We start from the raw sequence: 17,890 nt of genomic DNA, 5'->3' as shown, positions 1-17,890 counted from the left end.
GCACGGCCATAATACCGAGCGAATGGTGTCGGAGGGCGCTTGCGGACGACACCGGAAAATCAGCGCTGCCTTCATCAGGGGAAGACAGGCTATGGATCGGCGCGTTGTCACGGCGCCGATGGGCTCGCCATCCCTTTGAGTTGAAGAAGTTATCATCGCCTTGATCCTGGCGCTGCGCCGCTTCTGCCATTGACCCAGTTCTCAAACGGACTCTAAGGCCCCAGGGTGCACTGGTAGACGACAGATCATCGGCGCAGGGAGAAATTGCGTTCGAGAATATCCTGACCTCTCATCCAGCCGGCCACAAAGGGAAGAAACCAAGGACGACCAAAATACAGAGGACTTGTGGGCATGCTCAGTTGCTGAAACACGCTCTCCTCTTCATGGCCCGTGAGGGAGCGTGCCAGACGGTGTCCAAGGTAACTGTTCATCGCGACGCCGCTTCCGTTGCAGCCGACAGCGAAAGAGATTCGTCCCTGTTGACCGACGTGGGGAAAGCGATCGAACGTCATGCCGGTCTTGCAGGTCCATGCATGCGCCAGACGGACATTCGCCAGTTCTGGCCAGATACGGGCCATGAGGGTCCGGAGTCGCCGGGCAGCCCGTGCGACCGGAACATCCCAGGGGAACGGTCTTGCGCCGAACAGCACGCGCTCACCGTCTGGGGACAATCGGAAATAGTAGGTATCGCGCTTCGTATCCGAGAACATCCTGTTTTTCGGACTGAGCCGGGACGTCAAATCGGGGGAAAGGCGTTCGGTCGCCACCATGTAGCTTGCGACCGGAATGACGCCGTTGCGCAGGCTGCGCATCATCGCGCCGCCGTAACCGTTGGTCGCGACCACGACCCTGTCAGCCCGTACACCCCCGGAAGAGGTGTGAACCAGAACACCATTGCTTTGGTCTTCGAGACGATCGACCCGTACCCCGCTGTACAATGCCGCCCCGGCGCGCACCGCACGCGATCGCAGGCCTTTATGATACTTGGCGGGATGTAGACTTGCGTAATCCTCGATAAGCAGACCGGCCGGATAATACTGGCTGCCGATCTCCGTGTGCAGGTCATCCCCTTCTATCACGCGAGCGGACATCCCGGTCGCCTCCGGAAAGAGGCCGGCCCACTTCTCCAGCTTGCTCTTATGCTGGGCCGCGTCCGCGAGGATGACCCGGCCCGAACGCGCATAATCGCAATCAATGCCCTCCTCGTCGATCAGCGTCTTCACATGGTCGAACGAACAACGGGATTCCGTCAGGACACGCTGGGCCATCTCGCGGGGGAACCTGTCCAGAGCGCCACTGACCAGGAACTTATGACCCGCAGTCACCATCCCGGCGTTCCGCGTACTTGCCCATTCCCCAAGCCGTTGGGCTTCGAGGACGGCGACGCTGGCGCCGGCGCGTGCCAGTTCGATCGCCGCGTTGAGGCCGCAATAACCGGACCCAACCACGACAAAGTCGACATGATCGGGAAGCGGGCGATCCGAGCTTGCACCAGGGGGCGCTGCCTCCCACCAATAAGGTGACAACTTGATTTGGCTGTCGGCTTGGGGCGCCATCGTGACTTTCTCCTGCTGCTGCTTGTATCCCGTAAATGGCCGAAAAGAGATAGGCGCCCGGCACCTGGGTACCAGCAATTTGCAGGGGCCGGATCTATTGGTTTACAAAGTCTCGATTAATATTCGCAACTGGCCCGCTTTCACTGCCGCCGGTGGAGGGACAGTAGCCGAAGTGTCTCAGACGCGCCCTGTCAACGATGGAAATCGCTCGCGCACGCCGCTTTGCGACAGTCTTGTCCCGCGGTCGATGCCCGTATGCAGGACCAGGTATCGTCGGGCAGCAATCCCTTTGAAATCATTTCCTGCCTTGCGTCCTCGATAGCCCGCTTCCAGGGGCCGATTGCCACCTGCAGGTACGTGGCGAAGTGCTCTTCGATGTTCCGGGGCATATTCTCGCGCTCTTCGTCCTCGACAATTCGCGAGAAAATGGGGCCGGTCGCCTCGCTGGCAGCCAGCAGAGCCGACTGCACGCCTGGTGGCAGGGCCTGGAACTTGCGTTTGTTCATCGCCACCCCGACGACCGGGGACGTGCTGCCAAGACGAGTGACGTACGGCGCGTGCCGGCAGAATCCCATCGGATAGAGGTGCGATCGATATGTCGACACGGCATCAACCTTGCCGTCGCGCAGCGCACCGGCCACCTCGGCCCAGGGAAGGGCAACCGGTTCGGCGCCCAGAAGGCGCCAGAACTGATCAAGAACTTCGAGCTCCTGCACGCGCACCCGCATGCCTGTAACGTCTTCCGGCCGTCTGACGGGTGTCTTGGCACAGACCACCCATTCCAATCCGCGTATCCAGTTCCACTGGGTGTTCAGAAAAAGGATGCCGCGGTCCTCAACACGGCGTTTGACAGCCTCCTCGAAATGCACGCTACGCAGAAACCGCTGCTGGTGGGCATCGTCATCAAAGGTGTAAGGCAGGGCAAGGTGCAGCAGGCCGGGCGCGACCGAGCCGAACACCATGATATCCTCGATCAGGATATCGATGAGCCCGTCGCCCAGTTGGACCGCGTGCTCGCTCGCCAGCCCGAGCTGGGACGGGCGCAATGGCAGCAAGGACATGCGTTGCCCGGTCCGGTCCGCCGTTTCCTCGACGAACGCTTTCACGCCGCGGCTTTCCGGCCCCTCAACCTCGTTGCTCGTGCCGACAACGCCCAGGGTTTTCGGCATTTCGTCATCGCTCTGAAACAGATAGCTCAACGGCCGGTCCAGGATGTCGCAAAGATACGAGAGCGTGCGGATCGATAAAGTCGCCTTGCCTGTCTCGATCTTCGAAAGCTGTCCCTGGGAGATGTTCGCGCGCCGGGCAAGGTCCGCCACGCGGAGTTGCTGAGCCTGCCGCAATTCACGCAGCCTCATGCCCACACGGCGTTGAATTTCGTCCTCGCTCGGCGCGCTATATTCTTCCTGCAACGTCTCGTTCCACCGCCTGATTACTTTTCTGCCGATCGGTTCTTCGGGGCATCCGCAACTCCCGGCCCGCGACCGCTGTCTGGACCGCCACGATTCGCACCTGCGCGACGGTGCAAAGCATTGTAGGTCACGTCTCAACCCGCCGTTTTCCGAATACGCGGGTCGAGCGCATCGCGCAATCCATCGCCGAAAAGGTTGATGGCGAGAATCGTTATCATAATGGCGAGCCCTGGTAACGTCACAAGCCACCACGCCTGGCTGATATAAGCCCGTCCTTCGGCGAGCATCCGTCCCCATGTCGGATCCGGCGGCGGAACGCCCATGCCCAGGAATGACAGACCGCTTTCCCAGATGATGATGTTCGCGATCCGCACCGTGGCCAGCACAAGAACCGGTGACAGGATGTTCGGCAGGATATGACGGAATATCAGCCGCCGATGTCGCGCCCCCAACGCACGGCTGGCCTCCACAAACTCCCGCTGCTTGAGCGACAGGACCGAACCACGCACCGTCCGAGCATAGACAACCCAGTCCGCCAGACCGAGCACGATTACTAGATTGATCAAGGAGCCACCCAGCACTGCTATTACGGAAATCGTCAAAAGCATGAACGGGTAGGCCAGAAAGACATCCGCGACGCGCATGACGACATTGTCGAGACGCCCCCCGAAATACCCGGCGACCAGACCCAGGAGCGTTCCCGCGCTGACGGCAACCGCGACCGCCGCCGTGGCAATCGATAACGAAACTCGGCTTCCGTATAGGATTCGCGCGAGAACATCGCGTCCCAGATTGTCGGTTCCGAGCGGATACGCCCAGCTTCCCCCCTCCTGCCAAACCGGCGGGGTCAGTCGGCTCAGCAGATCCTGCTCCAGAGGGTCGACCTGATAGAAAAGCGGAAAAAAAATGGCGGTGAGGGCAATCAGGACGACCAACGTTCCGCCGATAACGGCACTGGTATGTCCGCCCAGACTCCGGCCCGTCGCAATCGCCAGACGGATACCGGGCGGCAGTGACGTTCTCGCCCGCGATGTATCCGAGATGCTCACTTCATTTCTCCTTCGTCGAACACCCGAATTTGCGGATCCAGGCACCCATAGATCAGATCGACCGCAAGGTTCACCAGCACGAAGATCATTGCGAGCACGAGAACGGAGGCCTGTACGAGCGGGTAGTCCCGATTGAATATGGCTTCGACGACGAGCCGCCCGAGCCCCGGCCAGCCGAAGACCGTCTCGATGACGACGGTCCCGCCCAGCAGAAACCCGAACTCCATTCCCGCCACAGTGACGATTGGAATCAATGCATTCTTGAAGGCGTGCTGACCGATGACCAACGCTTCGCTTAGCCCCTTCGCGCGCGCCGTGCGCACGTAATCCAGACTCAACACCTCCAGCATGACCGAGCGGGTCAGCCTGGCGAACATGGCCATCAGGCTGACGCCCAGCGCCGTGGCAGGCATCACGAGATGGGCAAGCGTCCCCCGTCCCGATGTCGGCAGCCAGCCAAGGGTGACCGAGAAAAGGAGCATCATCATGATGCCCAGCCAGAAATGCGGCATCGAAAGGCCGAAAAGCGCACCCAACATGCTGCCGAAATCGATGAGCGATCCGCGCTTGACCGCGGAAAGCACGCCGACCGGGATTGCCACCAGGAGGGCCACCGCCATCGCCGCAAGGGCGAGTTCGAGACTGGCCGGAAGACGGTCGAGCACCAGTTCCATCACCGGTACGTGGTAGTACAGCGAATTCCCGAGATCGCCCGTCAGCACACCCCCAAGAAAGCGCAGGTACTGAACATGAAGGGGGTCGTCGAAGCCGAGCCGCTCGCGCATCGCCTCAATTTGCTCGGCCGATGCATCCGCGGGAAGCATCAGCATCACCGGGTCGCCGGACAGATGAATGAAAAAGAACGAGATGAGGCTGATCGCGAAAAGCACGAACACCGTGTGCCGCAGACGCCTCAGGAAAAATCGTGCCATGGTGCCCTGGAAAGATTCGTGTGACGTCAGCCGCGCGCCGGGACGGGCGCCCTGCCCGCCCCGGCCGCCGCGTCAGTTGCTGCTGGGCTTGGCGGAGCGCATGTCGAGAAAGCCGTCCCGGCGGCCTTCGTAATCGACATCGTTGGCCACGCCGAACACATCGGGGATGATGTATAGGAAGGCCCAGGGCGCATCCTCGTAAAGGACGTGATCCACCTCGTGATACACCTTCGCCCGCGCCTCACGGTCCAGCGTCCGCCGGCCCTTGTCGAGCAGTTTATCCACCTCCGGGTTCTTGTAGTAGTAGTCCCGGCTTTCCGAATGCAGAAGCGGATAGACGTAACGGTCCGGCTCCGGCGCGTCGTCCCACCAGTAGATGTACATCTGGTGCTTCTGCGCCTTGTAGCGGTCCCACATCACGGCACGCTCGAACGGCTCAAGCTTGACGTCGATGCCGACCTTGGCGAGCTGCGCCTGGATAATCTCCGCCTGCTGCTGGATCTGCGTCATATACGTCGGATACGCGAGCCTGGCCTGGAGCCCGTCGCCATGGCCGGCCTCCTTCAAGAGCTGCTTCGCCTTGTCCGGATCGTAGGGATAGGGCTCAAGGTCGGGCGCGGCACCGAATGTCCGCGGACTGATGACGCCCTCGGCCAGGATCGCCTCACCGTCGAACAGCGCGTCCACGATCAATTTCCGGTTGATCGCATAGTTGACGGCCTGGCGGACACGTTTGTCGTCGAACGGCGCCTCATAGGTATTCAGGCCGAGATAGGGCATCACCCCCATCTGATCGGTGAGATGGGCATTGTCGGATTTGCGGATCCGTTCGCGCTGGTGATAGGCGATGCCGCTGATCACGTCGACCTCCCCGGTCAACAGGGCGGCAACGCGCGCTTCCGGCTCCGGGATCGAGCGGAAGGTGACCGTGTCGTACGCAGGCTTCGGCCCATAGTAATCGTCGTACGCCTTCAGGACGACTTCCTGCCCCTTCTTCCATTCTTCGAGCCGGTAAGGGCCCGAGCCGACAGGATCGACGTTGTATTGTTCGTCGCCCATTTCCTTGACCGCGTGCGGCGGCACGATGGGCAGATAATAAGCGAGCATGTACAGCCCCGGCGCATAGGGCTCCTTCGTCGAGATCCTGACCGTGCGATCGTCCACGACCTCAACCTTGTCGAACGCGGAGAGCTTTCCCCGGTTCGGCGAGTTCAATGCGTCGCTCATGATGCGGTTGAACGAGAACTTGACGGCCTCGGCTGTCACCGGCGTGCCGTCGTGGAACGTCGCGTCCTCGCGCAGCGTCACGCGCCACGTGCGGTCGTCGAGCTGCTTCCATGTCTTGGCGAGCGCCGGCCTTATGCTGGCGTCGCCTTGCGGTCGGAACAGCGTGTCATGGATATTGTAGCTGACACTCATCGTCGTCTGGATGGAACTGCGCATCAGGTCGAGGCCGACGGGTTCCGCCTCCTGTGCCACGACCAGCGTGTTGTCCGCCAAGGCGGACGGTGACCACGCTGCGATCCCCATGAGCGCGGCAAGCGCCACGCCCGCTAATTTCATTCTCATGGGTTACCTCCCTTTCGAATTCCCGCCCCGGGATTGCTTTGGGGCGAATTTTTCCCGACGCTTGCGGGAAACTCTTTCGATGACGTGCTTTTGGCGATCTCCGCGTCATGGAGGTGGCACGCAACGTGCCGCTGATCGGCGACCTCGCGCATCGGCGGGCGCTGCTCACTGCAAATCGGCATCGCGTAGGGGCACCGCGGATGAAAGCGGCATCCGGCCGGCGGGTTCAGGGGCGAGGCAACTTCGCCGCGAAGTCCCTCCCGGCGATGGCGCAGGCGGGGATGCGTGACCGGCACGGCTGAAACCAGGCCTTCCGTGTAGGGATGCAACGGGGACCGGATCAGGTCGTCGACCGGCGCCGTTTCGACGATCTCCCCGAGATACATGACCGCGACGCGGTGACAGATGTAGCGTACGACACCCAGGTCGTGGGCGATCAGCAGATAAGCGAGGCCGAACCTCTCCTGAAGATCCCCCATGAGGTTGAGCACCTGCGCCTGGACAGAGACATCCAGCGCGGACACGGGTTCGTCGGCGACAAGGAGACGCGGATTGAGCATCAGCGCTCTGGCGATGCCAATACGCTGGCGCTGTCCGCCGGAAAATTCGTGTGGAAAGCGGTCGAGGTGCTCGGGGCGTAGTCCGACGGTCGCCAGCATCTCGCCGGCGCGTTCCCGCCGCTCGCTGCCCGTCATCCTTTCATGGATGACGAGAGGCTCCTCCACGATCTGCGCGACCGTCAGCCGTGGATTCAGCGACCCGAAGGGGTCCTGGAAGACCATCTGGGCTTCCCGCCGCATCGCTCTGAGGTTTTCCGAGTCGAATTTCAGAACGTCGCGACCATTGAAACTGATTTCCCCGGAGGTTGGCTCGATCAGGCGTAGAACGGACCGCCCGGCCGTCGACTTGCCGCAGCCCGATTCGCCGACGAGCCCGAGCGTCTCCCGTTCCCGCAAATCGAACGAGATTCCGTCCACGGCATGAACGGTCTGCGTCGTCGGGCGGAGGAGACCCAGCTTCTTCCAATAATACTTCCGGAGATCCCGGACCTGGAGAAGTTCAGGCATCGCCTGCTCGCCAGCATGCTGCCATGTGGGCGCCTTCGTAAGTTTCCAGGGGCGGCTCCTTTTTCCGGCAATAGGCGACTGCAAGGGGACAGCGGGGCTCGAACCGGCAGCCCTCGGGCAGATCTGTCAGATTGGGGACGACGCCCCCGATCTCCGTCAGTCGTGACTGCGCCCGGTCGCCGGCCATGGATGGAACGGCATGCATCAGGCCCCGGGTGTAGGGGTGAAGGGTCCGATCGAACAGCGCCTCGACCTCGGCCGATTCCGCCACGCGACCCGCGTACATCACGCTCACCCGGTCGGCCATCTCGGCAACCACGCCAAGATCGTGCGTGATCAGAATGATGGCCGTCCCCAGACTCTCCCGAAGGTCACGCATCAGATCGAGGATCTGGGCTTGTATGGTGACGTCCAGCGCGGTCGTCGGTTCGTCGGCGATCAACAGCTTGGGGCGGCACGCCAGGGCCATGGCGATCATCACCCTTTGGCGCATCCCGCCGGACAACTGGAACGGATATTCCCGCAGCCGTGCTTCGGGCGCCGGCACGCCGACCAGGGTCAGCATTTCAACGGCCTGACGCCGGGCCGAGCGAGCATCGACTCCCCGGTGCACGCGGTAGACCTCGGTCAGCTGATGGCCGATGGTAAACACGGGGTTCAGGGCCGACATCGGCTCCTGGAAGATCATCGAGATCTCGTTGCCGCGGATGTGCCTGATCTCCGACTGCGACACCTTGAGCAGATCGCGTCCACCGAAACGGATCTCGCCACCCGCGTGGAACGCCGGCGGCTGGGGAAGCAGCCGCAGAATCGAGAGGGAAAGAACGCTCTTCCCACACCCCGATTCGCCCACAATAGCGCGGATCTCGCCCTCTTCGACATCGAGACTGACGTCGTCGACGGCCTTCGCCAGGCCGGCAGGCGTACGAAAATATGTCCTTAGCCCGTCCACTTCCAGGAGAGGCAACTGTCAGGCCCCCTGCTCGTTGAAGGTCCCCTTTGGGGTCCAACTTATGTTCTCGTTGGAAATCTAGGCCGCGTTTTTGAAAGCCTACGGGCCTAATAATATTCTTGTCAAGCAACTCTCGCATGATAGCATCCCCGCAAGAGTGATCGACGTTTTCGGGCAGCGCATTCATGCGCGGGCGCAGGGGGCCTTCCATGACAGGGGATCCAGGACACGTAACGGTCATCGGCTCTGGGATCGTCGGCGTGTCATGCGCATTATTCCTGCAGCGCGAGGGGCATAGCGTAACCATCGTCGATCCCGCGCCGGCGGGCTCGGGTGCATCCTTCGGCAATGCCGGGGCGGTGGCGCGAGGAGCTGTCACGCCCACGAGCACGCCGGGCCTGTGGAAGGACGTGCCGGGCATGCTTCTCGATCCCCTCGGCCCCCTACAGATTCGCTGGGCCTATCTGCCGCGTATCCTTCCCTGGCTGATCCGATTCCTTCGGGCTGGAAGGCCGGCGCGCGTCGAGGAGATTTCCCGTTCCCTGCTCTCGCTTCTGACCATCGTTGATGAAGCCTACGACGAACTTCTAAAGGGAGCGGGCCTTCAAGACATGTTGATCCCGAATGGCTGGCTGAAGGTCTACGAAAGCGAGCACAGCTTCCGCGCGGCCAGTTTTGAACGAGATCTTATGGAGCGCCGGGGCGTTCCCTTTGATGTTTTGGACGCCGCGGCTTTGCGGCAGTTGGAGCCGACGCTGTCGAAGCGGTTCAAGTACGGCGTCTATCAGACCCAAAGCCGGTTCGCCGTGGACCCGGGCGGCATGGTAAAGGGGTTGGCCCGGGATTTCGAGCAACGGGGCGGAACACTGCTGCCGGAGAAAGTCACCGGGATCAGACTAACGGGACGTACAGGCCGAACACTCGTCACGGATGCCGGCGAGCGGGAACTCGATAGACTTGTCATCGCTGCCGGCGCCTGGTCTCGTCCATTGGTTCGCCAGCTTGGCGAAGAAGTCCCGCTCGATACGGAACGAGGTTACCACCTGTCTTTGACGGCTGAAGACCAGCCGCCGCTGCGCCACCCGACATTCGTCGGCGACCACAGATTCGTACTCTCCCCGACGCGGAGCGGGCTTCGCCTTACAAGCGGGGTCGAGTTCGCCGGCCTGCACGCCCGACCGGATTACAGTCGGGTGGAGCGACTTTTGCCCATCGCACAGGAAGTCCTGCCAGGACTAAAGCCGGAGATAACCAGCCGATGGCTTGGTTTCCGGCCGTCGACGCCCGACTCGCTTCCAGTCATATCGAGGTCCCCGAAGCACCCGTGGGCATATTATGCGTTCGGGCACGGCCACCTCGGCATCACACTGGGCCCTGCCACGGGCTATTGCATCTCGCGAATGATTTCCGGTGCAGATCAGGCCGTCGATATGCGCCCCTTCGGGATAGAGCGGTTTCGCAGGTGACCTAAGCTCCCGAGTTATAACCAGCAGGTGACAACCAGGCTGGAACTCTCATTATCTGTTGGGCGGTCAACCGTGAACTGGTCATTCGGGTCTCCCATGCGGCCGCCGACCAGAACGATGTCGATGGGAGAGCTTGACAAACGAGACTGTTCCACATTCATGTTGCACCTCGCCAATCGACATGTCATGAAAGGTAGCGAAAGCAATGGCTTAGGGGTTCGGTCGACTTGGCCGAGAATCCTGGTCCCCCAGCCAACCTTTTCTGTAATTCCCTGAAAACGCTGGTTTCTCGGCTGGCCTGCCCCCGATGACCGTACCACAAGGGTGATCTACGTGGCGGCGAGGCGTGCGATCCGCAGCCGGCGAAGGGCCTGATTTTCCGGGAAAAACGAAAATTGGCGTCCCCAACGGGATTCGAACCCGTGTTGCCGCCTTGAAAGAGGCGTAACTGGACTATTAACGAACACCGACGAACATACGTCTTCCCCGAAAATCCTTGCATTCTGCCGTTCTCGCGTTCACGGTTGTTCGCGATTAATCAAGACCGTCTGTGCAGTAAGTTTGCAGTAAGTTCGATGGGGGCCGAAACATGGCGCGCAGCGTCCGCAACCCGAAACTGGACACCCGCACTGCGCGGGCCAAGCTGACGGCCCGGACAGCGCCGTACTGGGTGACACTCGCGCCCGGCGCGCAACTCGGTTATCTGAAGGGCAAGCGGCTCGGCACCTGGACGGCGAAGTACCGCGACCCGGAGACGGGCGCCCGTCATCAGCGCCGGCTCGGCAGCGCCGACGATTACGTCGAGGCGGACGGTGGCCAGGTGCTGACGTTCTTCCAGGCGCAAGACGCCGCGCGGGCGTTCTTCGCCGAATGCGCCCGTCCGTCCGGTTCGGAAGCCAGCCACACAGGCCCTTATACTATCGCCGACGCGATACAGGACTACCTGACCGACTTCGAGCATCGTGGCGGCAAATCGGTTGACGATGCGCGCACCCGCGCCAACGCCCTTATCCTCCCCCAGCTCGGCGAGATCGAGGTCGTGAAATTGACGCCGAAGCGATTGAAGGACTGGCATCGTGACCTCGCCAAAGAGCCCCCGCGCCTGCGTACCCGGAAGGGAAAGAAACAGCAGTATCGGGACACCAGCGACGATCCGGAGGCGCAGCGGCGCCGGCGAGCCACGGCAAACCGCGTGCTGACGACGCTCAAGGCCGCGCTGAACCATGCCTGGCGGGAGGGCAAGGTTACCAGCGACGACGCCTGGCGCCGTGTGACGCCTTTTCGCGAAGCGGACGCGGCCAGGGTCCGATATCTATCCAATGATGAAATCACGCGGCTGGTGAATGCCTGCGAGGGCGCGTTCCGGCGGCTCGTCCAGGGCGCGCTTTACACGGGCGCCCGGTATGGCGAGTTGATCCGGCTGCAGGTGGCGGACTTCAACCCGGATGCCGGCACCGTAGCAGTGCGGGCCTCGAAAACGGGGAAGCCTCGCCACGTGATCCTGACCGATGAGGGCCGCGTGTTCTTCGAGAACATCACGGCGGGACAGCCCGGCGACGCGCTGATCTTCAAGCGGCCGACCGGCGGGGCCTGGGGGAGGTCGCACCAACAGCGCCCGCTGGGGGAAGCCTGTGCGCGAGCCAAGATCGCGCCGGCCGTGAGCTTCCATATTCTACGACACACCTACGCCTCGCATCTCGCCATGCGCGGCGTGCCGTTGCAGGTGATTGCGACGAACCTGGGCCACACCGACACGCGGATGGTCGAGCGCCATTACGGCCACCTGTCGCCATCGTACGTGGCCGATGCGATACGCGGCGCCGGGCTTGGATTCAAGGTGCCGGGGGAGGAAACGAACGTCGAGCGGTTGCGGCCGGAGAGGGCGTAGCTGCAATATCCAATAGGGCGCGGCTAGGTTTGGCCGCCGAACACCGGGACCCGCACCCGGCCGCCGCGCCCTTTCCTTCATGCGGGCGCACATGCGGGGTGCGGGATGGCAAGCCAGCCTTGGCACGAGGCGGGACCGCCTTACGAGATCGAGCCGCGCGGCGAAGAAAGCCGTCTTGACGAGGCGGTGGAAGTCCTCGGCATCGCGGACCCGACGAAGCGCGCCGAGATCCGCGACCAGCTCCGGCAAGCGGCGGCGGAATTTAATCATCTCGTCGCGACGGACGCGTCTGGACCGCGGCCGAAGCAGATCAACGAGCGCCTGAGCCGCATCGAAGAACTGGCTGGCGAGTTGGCGCGAGCGCTGGAAGGGCTGGATCAGTATTCAGCGGAAGCACTGGCGTTTCCGGGTGGAGTGCCGAGCGAGGCGCCAACACCAGACCTTGCGCACATGCTGCACAACCTGTCCCTGGCGGCGCACCGTGCGGCCGGCGAATACCCGGACCGGGGCGGCCATGCCCGACCGTTCCGCTGGCGGTGGAGCCACCCGAAGGCGCAGTTTGTCGCGATCTGCGGGTGGGTCTTCTACGACTGGAGGCCTAACGATATTTCCGGAACCGCTGATGGCGATTTCGGCCAGCTCGTTCGTACGGTTTACGAGTTTGCGACCGGCAGCGGTGCGGATGACAAGGGCGTGGGGCTTGGCGAGTACATCAAGCGGGCCGGCGCGATCTTCGCGATGCTACGTGATGTTGACGCAGAACTCGATTATTGGCGCGGCCGCCTGGCGATCCGGGTGAATAGCGACCGCCTTGGGCTTGGCCACGATACGGGGATATCCGAGACGCGTGAAGAATTGCAGCGCAAGATCGGCAATCTGCTCGATAGACGGAGCGAGATCGAACGCCAGATCGCGCCGATTTTCGGCCGCCCAGAGTGGGTCGATATTGACCCGTAATTCTCGCATGTGAGTTGGGAAAAGTACCTCGCCTGAATCGGTCCGGGTACTTCGCCTGACTTTTTTATTATGGCCGCAGATGGTCGTTCGCGTGCTTTAAAACGGAGGACGCGATGACCTCGAAAGATCGCTTGGCTTACACAATCCCCGAGTTGGTCGAGGCTTCCGGCCTGGGCCGCACGACGATTTACGGCGAAATTCGCGACGGCCGGCTGCGGGTGATCAAGGTTCGACGCCGGACCTTGGTGCGCGCGGAAGATGCGCGCGCCTGGCTCGCCGCGCTTACGCGCGAGACCGGCGAGGCCGCGTGATCGATGGCGGAGCGAAATAGAAACGCCCGCGACGGCCAGGACGCGGGCGCTTCCGAAGCTGTCCAGCTTGAGCAGGCGGACAGCGGCGAAGTTACCTCAAGCCGTTACCTCAGTCCAGCGGACCCACCGTTGCTGTTTGTACCGGGCGATGGTGACGCCGCGAACATCAACAGCGCCGCCGACGTCGAGGACGCGGCGTGCAGCGCCAACACGGCGCTTACGCGCGCGTGGAGCGCGCTACATTTGGGCCGGGTTCAAGTTGCGTACGCGGAAATCGACCGCTGCGCAGACTTGATAGCGGACATTCATGCGGCGGCTCGATCTCAACAAGAAGACCAACTCCGCACGGCAGCTCGCATGCGAGCTCGGAACGCAATTCCGCCATGGCGGGTTAACGCGGCCGCGGCGAAGCACCTTGACGCCATACTCGCAAGATGGCTGCCCGACGGCGCACGGGTAGGGGCTGATTGGCATGCCCGCACGCCGCAGGGGTGCACCGTTGCCGCATCCTTGATGACGGGCGCGTGGACCTGCCCGGACCCGCATGCAGGCGGTGAGGACATCATCAGCCTGGCCGGCTGGCTTTACGAGATTCCCCGTGCCGAAGCCCTGGACCGTGTGGCCCGGATGCTCGGATTGCGAGGCGATCGATGATGACCGACCGCGAACAACCCGAGCCCACCGCCGGCCCGCTGCCCGAAGAGGCAAGCGAAGATCCCTTCAAGCCTATCGCCAGCGCCGAGACAGCCAAGGTGAACGGCAGTACGCAACCGGGCAAATCGCCCGGACGTCGCCCGTCCCACTTTGAGCCGCTGTCCGATGACACGCTCGCAACCACGTTCACCGAGCGCTACGGCGATGATCTCCGCTACGTCGCGACCTGGGGCCGCTGGCTGGAGTGGGACGGGCGCCGCTGGCAGTTCGATAACACTTATCGGGTCTTCGACCTTGCCCGCGCCGTCTGCCGATCCGCGCGCGAGCTGGCGACCACGCCTAACGAGACGAAAACCGTCACCAGCGCCAAAACCGTCGCCGCGGTCGAACGCCTGGCCCGCGCCGACCGTAAGCACGCGGCCACGGTCGACGTTTGGGACTCGGACCCCTGGCTCTTAAACACACCCGGCGGCGTCGTGGATCTGCGGACCGGCGAGATGCGCGACCACCGCCGCGACGACCACATGACCAAGATGGCGGCCGTCACGCCCGGCGGTGACTGCCCGACGTGGCGCAAGTTCCTCAACACGGTCACGGCCGGCGACAGCCAGCTGCAGGACTACCTGCGTCGCGTGGTCGGGTACAGCCTGACCGGCTCGACGCGCGAGCATGCGCTGTTCTTCAAGCACGGCCGCGGCGCCAACGGCAAATCGGTGTTTCTCAGCACGGTCTCGGGCATAGTCGGCGACTACCACGTTACCGCGCCCATGGAGACGTTCACAGCCTCGCACAACGAGCGCCACCCCACCGAGCTGGCCGCGCTGCGTGGGGCCCGTATGGTGACGGCCGTCGAGACCGAAGAAGGCCGCCGCTGGGCTGAATCCCGCATCAAGGCCCTGACAGGTGGGGACGCCATCAGCGCGCGCTTCATGCGGCAGGACTTCTTCACCTTCCTGCCGCAGTTCAAGCTGCTGATCGCAGGCAACCACAAGCCCCAGCTTCGCAACGTCGACGACGCCATGCGCCGCCGGTTCCACCTGGTGCCGTTCACGGTCACGATCCCGCCCGACGAACGCGACGACCAGCTCACGGACAAGCTGAAACGCGAATGGCCGGGCATCCTGGCGTGGGCGATCGAAGGCGCCGTGGAGTGGGGGATGATGGGCCTCCAACCGCCAGAGGCCGTCCGCGCCGCCACAGACGACTACATGGAGGCCGAAGACGCCCTGGCGCAGTGGCTGGAAGATCGCTGCCACATCGCGCCTGACGCGTCGGCCCTGTCGAGCGCGCTCTACGCCGACTGGAAACAGTGGGCGGAAGCGGCCGGCGAATACCCCGGCAGCGCGAAGCGGTTCGCGCAACGCCTCTTGGATCGCGGCTTCGAGCGCAAGCATACCCGCGCTGGCAAGATGTTCTACGGGTTGCGGCCCGAACCTCGCGACACCTCCGAGGGTATGCTGTGATGGCCCGCCCGTCGAAAAGTTGGGAACTTGTTCCCAACTCGGAGGGCTTCAAAGAGAGTGTGACGGGTTGTGACGCTTTGTCTGGTTCCAGCGTACGCGCGCGCGGGCGCGCGAAACGTACTGAATGGGAAAACGGGTCACATCAGTCACATCCGTCACACGGCTGCCAATGGCTCCACGGAGACGGCCCGTTCACGGACGCCGACAAGTGCGGCCGCCCCACTCTCCCGCGCTCCCCCTGGTGCGCAGAACATCACGCCCGCGCCTACCTCCGCCGGGACGGCGACGATGGCTAGCGCCGCCGCCGAACGCATGGCCCGCAAGCGCCAGCGCGAGCGTGCCGGCCTCGTCGTCATCCGGCCGATGGCCGTGCCGCGCGACCTCCAGCACAAACTGGTCATGCTGGATCTGATCGAGCCTCAGGAAATCGCCGACGCCGAAGCCCTGCGCCTCGCCATGGAACGCCTGGCCCACGCCATCGCCGACGAAGACGCGGAGATCGTCTGGCATGTGTGACGCCGTAACGGCCCGCCGAATCGAGGCTGCTACCGTCTCAGAAGCTGGCCGGGCCGGCGAGCGCGAGAGACGCGCTCCGGGCATCTCCCCCGGGCGGAGGCGCCGGCCCGGCCGGTAACGAAACAACGGAGGCGAAGATGACCGAGCAAACGTCAACCGCACGCGGCCGCCCCGCCGCACCGACGGCACCGATCGCTGACGATCCGCACAACTGGAATGCCGCGTTCGCTGCCGCCGCCGCCGAAACCGCCCAGCACCGCAACGACGACCAGCAGGCCCAGCCGACGCACGACGCAGAATGGGCCGATGCCTTCGCCAAGGTTGGAAACTGATGCCATGGCAGACCACGACGCCATAGAGCAGGCCCTCAGCCGCTACCACGCGCTGAAAGACGCGGCGGCCGACACGCACGCAATCACCGTGCGCCTGATGGACGAAGTCCGCGACCTGCGGCAGCAGGTGCAGCGCCTTGTCCGCCAGCTTGACGAGGCCAAACGCGCCCGGCGCCGCGACCGCGCCATGGAACGGCGGCTCGAGTCCGAGATCACGTCGGCCCGCAATGAACTTAAACGCAAAGAAGCCCGCCGCGACGCGAAGGCCGAAGAACAACAGGAGCTCCTGCGCTTGGTCGAACGCTGCCAGGAATTTCTGACCAGCGGCGGCGCCTCGATCAAGGAGATCGAAGCCGGTATCGCCCTGCCGAACGGAAGGTTTTAACCATGGCGAAGGTCAAGCCAGACCACCAGCGCCTCGACGAGATCCGGGGCCGCATCGCCGAGCTAGAGGCGCAGCGCGCGGATATCGAAGCCCAGCCGGTTAGCCGCGACGAAGCCCTGGCCGCGCTGGACCGCTGGATTCACGCCGAGGCGGCCAAGTTCGCCAACGACCTATCAATCGGCAGCCTCCTGAACGGCGACCCCCGCGCCCGCCTTTACGCCATCGGCTGGGGTAGCCAGCACATTGACTGGACACCGACCCTGTGCGCCCTGATGCCGGATACCGTCCGCGCCTATTACGTCGACCAGATCGACGCCGAGCTTGCGGAACGCGAGCCCCTGTCAGCGGAACAGCGACAGCAACGCCGCGCCGAGATCGACGGCGAGCTGTTCAGGCTGGCGCAGGAGGAAGAACGAATCATCACCGCGATGCAGGCCCGCGGCGAGGCCGTCCAGCGTCGCGGCGACGCCGATCCGCGCGCCGTTCTGGGATTGACCGAAGCCCCCGCCCGGCCCGCGCCGCCGACCGAAGCGCCGTCGCGCGGACGCGTGTGGACAAAAGATCCGGGCCAGCGCCAGTGGGAAGACCGTCAGTGATGGCCGCGCCAACGAACACGCCATAGGAGACAAGAGACATGCCTACCACCCTGACCGAAGGCAAACATCGCGGCGAACATCTGGTCAGCGAGGCCAGCGGCCACCGCTCGCGCGCCCTAATCACCATCGCCAACGGCGAGGATCTCAAGGCCGGCCACGTCATCGGCCGGACCGTCGACGGCGCAAGCATCACCACCCAAGCCGATGCCGGCAACACCGGCGACGGCGCTATCACAATGGAGGCCACCGCCGTCGGCGCTGGCGTCGTGTCAGGCGATTACGTTGCCTCCTGCATCGAGCCAGCCACGGATGGCGGGATCTTCGCGGTCCAGGGTCCGGATGGCATCAACGTCGGAACCGCTGTCGTCGGAAGCACCTTCGACGGCCCGGTACGTTTCACGATCAACGATGGCGCGACCGACTTCGCGGCCGGCGACCGCTTCACCATCACCGTGCCCGACGGCGACTGGGCCGAATACGATCCGACTAACACCGACGGCAGCGATACGCCGCGCGGCATCCTCTACGACAACGTCGACGCGACCGGCGGCGCCGAAGAGGCCGTCGCGCACGTACGCGACGCCGAGGTGAACAAGGCCGAACTCGCCTGGTTCGACGGCGCTACCGACGACCAGAAATCCACCGCTCTAAAAGAGTTGGCGAAGCTCGGGATAATCGGGCGATGACCCCACACCACGCCGGCTCGCATGACGGGGCCCCTGGGGCCTGCGGAACAATACGGGTAAGGCGGCAGCCCGATGTTTCTGTGATTTTATTCCCCTAAA

Annotated in this window: 18 protein-coding genes; 11 read left to right on the top strand and 7 right to left on the bottom strand. The window is 63.5% G+C overall.

Annotated elements, in window-relative coordinates; all coding sequences use genetic code 11:
• Nucleotides 1-245: 245 nt before the first annotated feature.
• The 7 genes from DRB17_RS01340 to DRB17_RS01310 all read right to left on the bottom strand — a co-directional run bounded on the left by DRB17_RS01340 (nucleotide 246) and on the right by DRB17_RS01310 (nucleotide 8,552).
• Nucleotides 246-1,556 carry an NAD(P)/FAD-dependent oxidoreductase gene (locus DRB17_RS01340; protein ID WP_114580352.1) on the bottom strand — a complete coding sequence of 437 codons (1,311 nt, stop codon included), beginning with the start codon at nucleotides 1,554-1,556 and terminating at the stop codon, nucleotides 246-248.
• A gap of 191 nt (nucleotides 1,557-1,747) precedes the next feature.
• Nucleotides 1,748-2,968: a TRAP transporter substrate-binding protein DctP gene (dctP, locus tag DRB17_RS01335; protein WP_114580351.1), complete on the bottom strand. Its 1,221-nt coding sequence runs from the start codon at nucleotides 2,966-2,968 to the stop codon at nucleotides 1,748-1,750.
• A gap of 134 nt (nucleotides 2,969-3,102) precedes the next feature.
• Entirely contained in the window at nucleotides 3,103-4,017 is a 915-nt protein-coding gene (locus DRB17_RS01330; protein ID WP_241503706.1) for an ABC transporter permease, read from the bottom strand.
• The gene (nikB, locus tag DRB17_RS01325; RefSeq protein ID WP_114580350.1) at nucleotides 4,014-4,949 is read right to left on the bottom strand and encodes a nickel ABC transporter permease; all 936 of its coding nucleotides are present in this window, start codon (nucleotides 4,947-4,949) and stop codon (nucleotides 4,014-4,016) included. The genes DRB17_RS01330 and nikB overlap by 4 nt, the downstream gene beginning before the upstream one ends.
• Nucleotides 4,950-5,021: 72 nt before the next feature.
• Nucleotides 5,022-6,518 carry an ABC transporter substrate-binding protein gene (locus tag DRB17_RS01320; RefSeq protein ID WP_114580349.1) on the bottom strand — a complete coding sequence of 499 codons (1,497 nt, stop codon included), beginning with the start codon at nucleotides 6,516-6,518 and terminating at the stop codon, nucleotides 5,022-5,024.
• Entirely contained in the window at nucleotides 6,515-7,585 is a 1,071-nt protein-coding gene (locus DRB17_RS01315) for an ABC transporter ATP-binding protein (RefSeq protein WP_114580348.1), read from the bottom strand. Before DRB17_RS01315 ends, DRB17_RS01320 begins: the two co-directional genes overlap by 4 nt.
• Entirely contained in the window at nucleotides 7,578-8,552 is a 975-nt protein-coding gene (locus DRB17_RS01310; protein ID WP_114580347.1) for an ABC transporter ATP-binding protein, read from the bottom strand. The genes DRB17_RS01315 and DRB17_RS01310 overlap by 8 nt, the downstream gene beginning before the upstream one ends.
• Nucleotides 8,553-8,746: 194 nt before the next feature.
• Here DRB17_RS01310 and DRB17_RS01305 point away from each other — a divergent pair, with 194 nt between their 5' ends.
• From DRB17_RS01305 to DRB17_RS01255, 11 genes are all read left to right on the top strand, one after another.
• A complete protein-coding gene (locus DRB17_RS01305; RefSeq protein ID WP_114580346.1) occupies nucleotides 8,747-10,003 on the top strand; it encodes an NAD(P)/FAD-dependent oxidoreductase in 1,257 nt (418 codons plus the stop codon).
• A gap of 589 nt (nucleotides 10,004-10,592) precedes the next feature.
• Nucleotides 10,593-11,891 carry a tyrosine-type recombinase/integrase gene (locus DRB17_RS01300; protein WP_114580345.1) on the top strand — a complete coding sequence of 433 codons (1,299 nt, stop codon included), beginning with the start codon at nucleotides 10,593-10,595 and terminating at the stop codon, nucleotides 11,889-11,891.
• 186 nt (nucleotides 11,892-12,077) lie between these two features.
• Nucleotides 12,078-12,848, top strand: coding sequence for a hypothetical protein (locus tag DRB17_RS01295; RefSeq protein WP_161958662.1), 771 nt, complete (start codon nucleotides 12,078-12,080; stop codon nucleotides 12,846-12,848).
• 113 nt (nucleotides 12,849-12,961) lie between these two features.
• On the top strand, nucleotides 12,962-13,159 hold the full coding sequence (locus DRB17_RS01290; RefSeq protein ID WP_114580343.1) for a helix-turn-helix transcriptional regulator: 198 nt from the start codon (nucleotides 12,962-12,964) through the stop codon (nucleotides 13,157-13,159).
• A 3-nt stretch (nucleotides 13,160-13,162) separates the two neighbouring features.
• Nucleotides 13,163-13,813, top strand: coding sequence for a hypothetical protein (locus DRB17_RS01285; protein ID WP_114580342.1), 651 nt, complete (start codon nucleotides 13,163-13,165; stop codon nucleotides 13,811-13,813).
• Nucleotides 13,810-15,276, top strand: coding sequence for a phage/plasmid primase, P4 family (locus DRB17_RS01280; RefSeq protein ID WP_114580341.1), 1,467 nt, complete (start codon nucleotides 13,810-13,812; stop codon nucleotides 15,274-15,276). Before DRB17_RS01285 ends, DRB17_RS01280 begins: the two co-directional genes overlap by 4 nt.
• Before the next feature lie 288 nt (nucleotides 15,277-15,564).
• The gene (locus tag DRB17_RS01275) at nucleotides 15,565-15,792 is read left to right on the top strand and encodes a hypothetical protein (protein WP_114580340.1); all 228 of its coding nucleotides are present in this window, start codon (nucleotides 15,565-15,567) and stop codon (nucleotides 15,790-15,792) included.
• Between the two features lie 137 nt (nucleotides 15,793-15,929).
• Nucleotides 15,930-16,124: a hypothetical protein gene (locus DRB17_RS01270; RefSeq protein ID WP_114580339.1), complete on the top strand. Its 195-nt coding sequence runs from the start codon at nucleotides 15,930-15,932 to the stop codon at nucleotides 16,122-16,124.
• A gap of 4 nt (nucleotides 16,125-16,128) precedes the next feature.
• A complete protein-coding gene (locus DRB17_RS01265) occupies nucleotides 16,129-16,509 on the top strand; it encodes a hypothetical protein (RefSeq protein ID WP_114580338.1) in 381 nt (126 codons plus the stop codon).
• A gap of 2 nt (nucleotides 16,510-16,511) precedes the next feature.
• Entirely contained in the window at nucleotides 16,512-17,105 is a 594-nt protein-coding gene (locus DRB17_RS01260) for a hypothetical protein (protein WP_114580337.1), read from the top strand.
• 38 nt (nucleotides 17,106-17,143) lie between these two features.
• On the top strand, nucleotides 17,144-17,791 hold the full coding sequence (locus DRB17_RS01255) for a head decoration protein (RefSeq protein WP_114580336.1): 648 nt from the start codon (nucleotides 17,144-17,146) through the stop codon (nucleotides 17,789-17,791).
• Nucleotides 17,792-17,890: the final 99 nt, after the last annotated feature.

Origin of the sequence: Ferruginivarius sediminum, from assembly GCF_003344765.1 — a bacterium.
GTDB classification, from domain to species: domain Bacteria; phylum Pseudomonadota; class Alphaproteobacteria; order Kiloniellales; family Rhodovibrionaceae; genus Ferruginivarius; species Ferruginivarius sediminum.
Note: the sequence above shows the minus strand (reverse complement) of the source record. Positions and strands in the feature narration are given on the sequence as shown.

Bases quoted from the DNA above. Each gene is read 5' to 3' on its own strand.
- DRB17_RS01340 (WP_114580352.1), bottom strand. From the start codon at position 1,556: ATGGCGCCCCAAGCCGACAGCCAAATCAAGTTGTCACCTTATTGGTGG.
- nikB (WP_114580350.1), bottom strand. From the start codon at position 4,949: ATGGCACGATTTTTCCTGAGGCGTCTGCGGCACACGGTGTTCGTGCTT.
- DRB17_RS01320 (WP_114580349.1), bottom strand. From the start codon at position 6,518: ATGAGAATGAAATTAGCGGGCGTGGCGCTTGCCGCGCTCATGGGGATC.
- DRB17_RS01315 (WP_114580348.1), bottom strand. From the start codon at position 7,585: ATGCCTGAACTTCTCCAGGTCCGGGATCTCCGGAAGTATTATTGGAAG.
- DRB17_RS01305 (WP_114580346.1), top strand. From the start codon at position 8,747: ATGACAGGGGATCCAGGACACGTAACGGTCATCGGCTCTGGGATCGTC.
- DRB17_RS01300 (WP_114580345.1), top strand. From the start codon at position 10,593: ATGGCGCGCAGCGTCCGCAACCCGAAACTGGACACCCGCACTGCGCGG.
- DRB17_RS01290 (WP_114580343.1), top strand. From the start codon at position 12,962: ATGACCTCGAAAGATCGCTTGGCTTACACAATCCCCGAGTTGGTCGAG.
- DRB17_RS01285 (WP_114580342.1), top strand. From the start codon at position 13,163: ATGGCGGAGCGAAATAGAAACGCCCGCGACGGCCAGGACGCGGGCGCT.
- DRB17_RS01280 (WP_114580341.1), top strand. From the start codon at position 13,810: ATGATGACCGACCGCGAACAACCCGAGCCCACCGCCGGCCCGCTGCCC.
- DRB17_RS01275 (WP_114580340.1), top strand. From the start codon at position 15,565: ATGGCTAGCGCCGCCGCCGAACGCATGGCCCGCAAGCGCCAGCGCGAG.
- DRB17_RS01270 (WP_114580339.1), top strand. From the start codon at position 15,930: ATGACCGAGCAAACGTCAACCGCACGCGGCCGCCCCGCCGCACCGACG.
- DRB17_RS01265 (WP_114580338.1), top strand. From the start codon at position 16,129: ATGGCAGACCACGACGCCATAGAGCAGGCCCTCAGCCGCTACCACGCG.
- DRB17_RS01260 (WP_114580337.1), top strand. From the start codon at position 16,512: ATGGCGAAGGTCAAGCCAGACCACCAGCGCCTCGACGAGATCCGGGGC.
- DRB17_RS01255 (WP_114580336.1), top strand. From the start codon at position 17,144: ATGCCTACCACCCTGACCGAAGGCAAACATCGCGGCGAACATCTGGTC.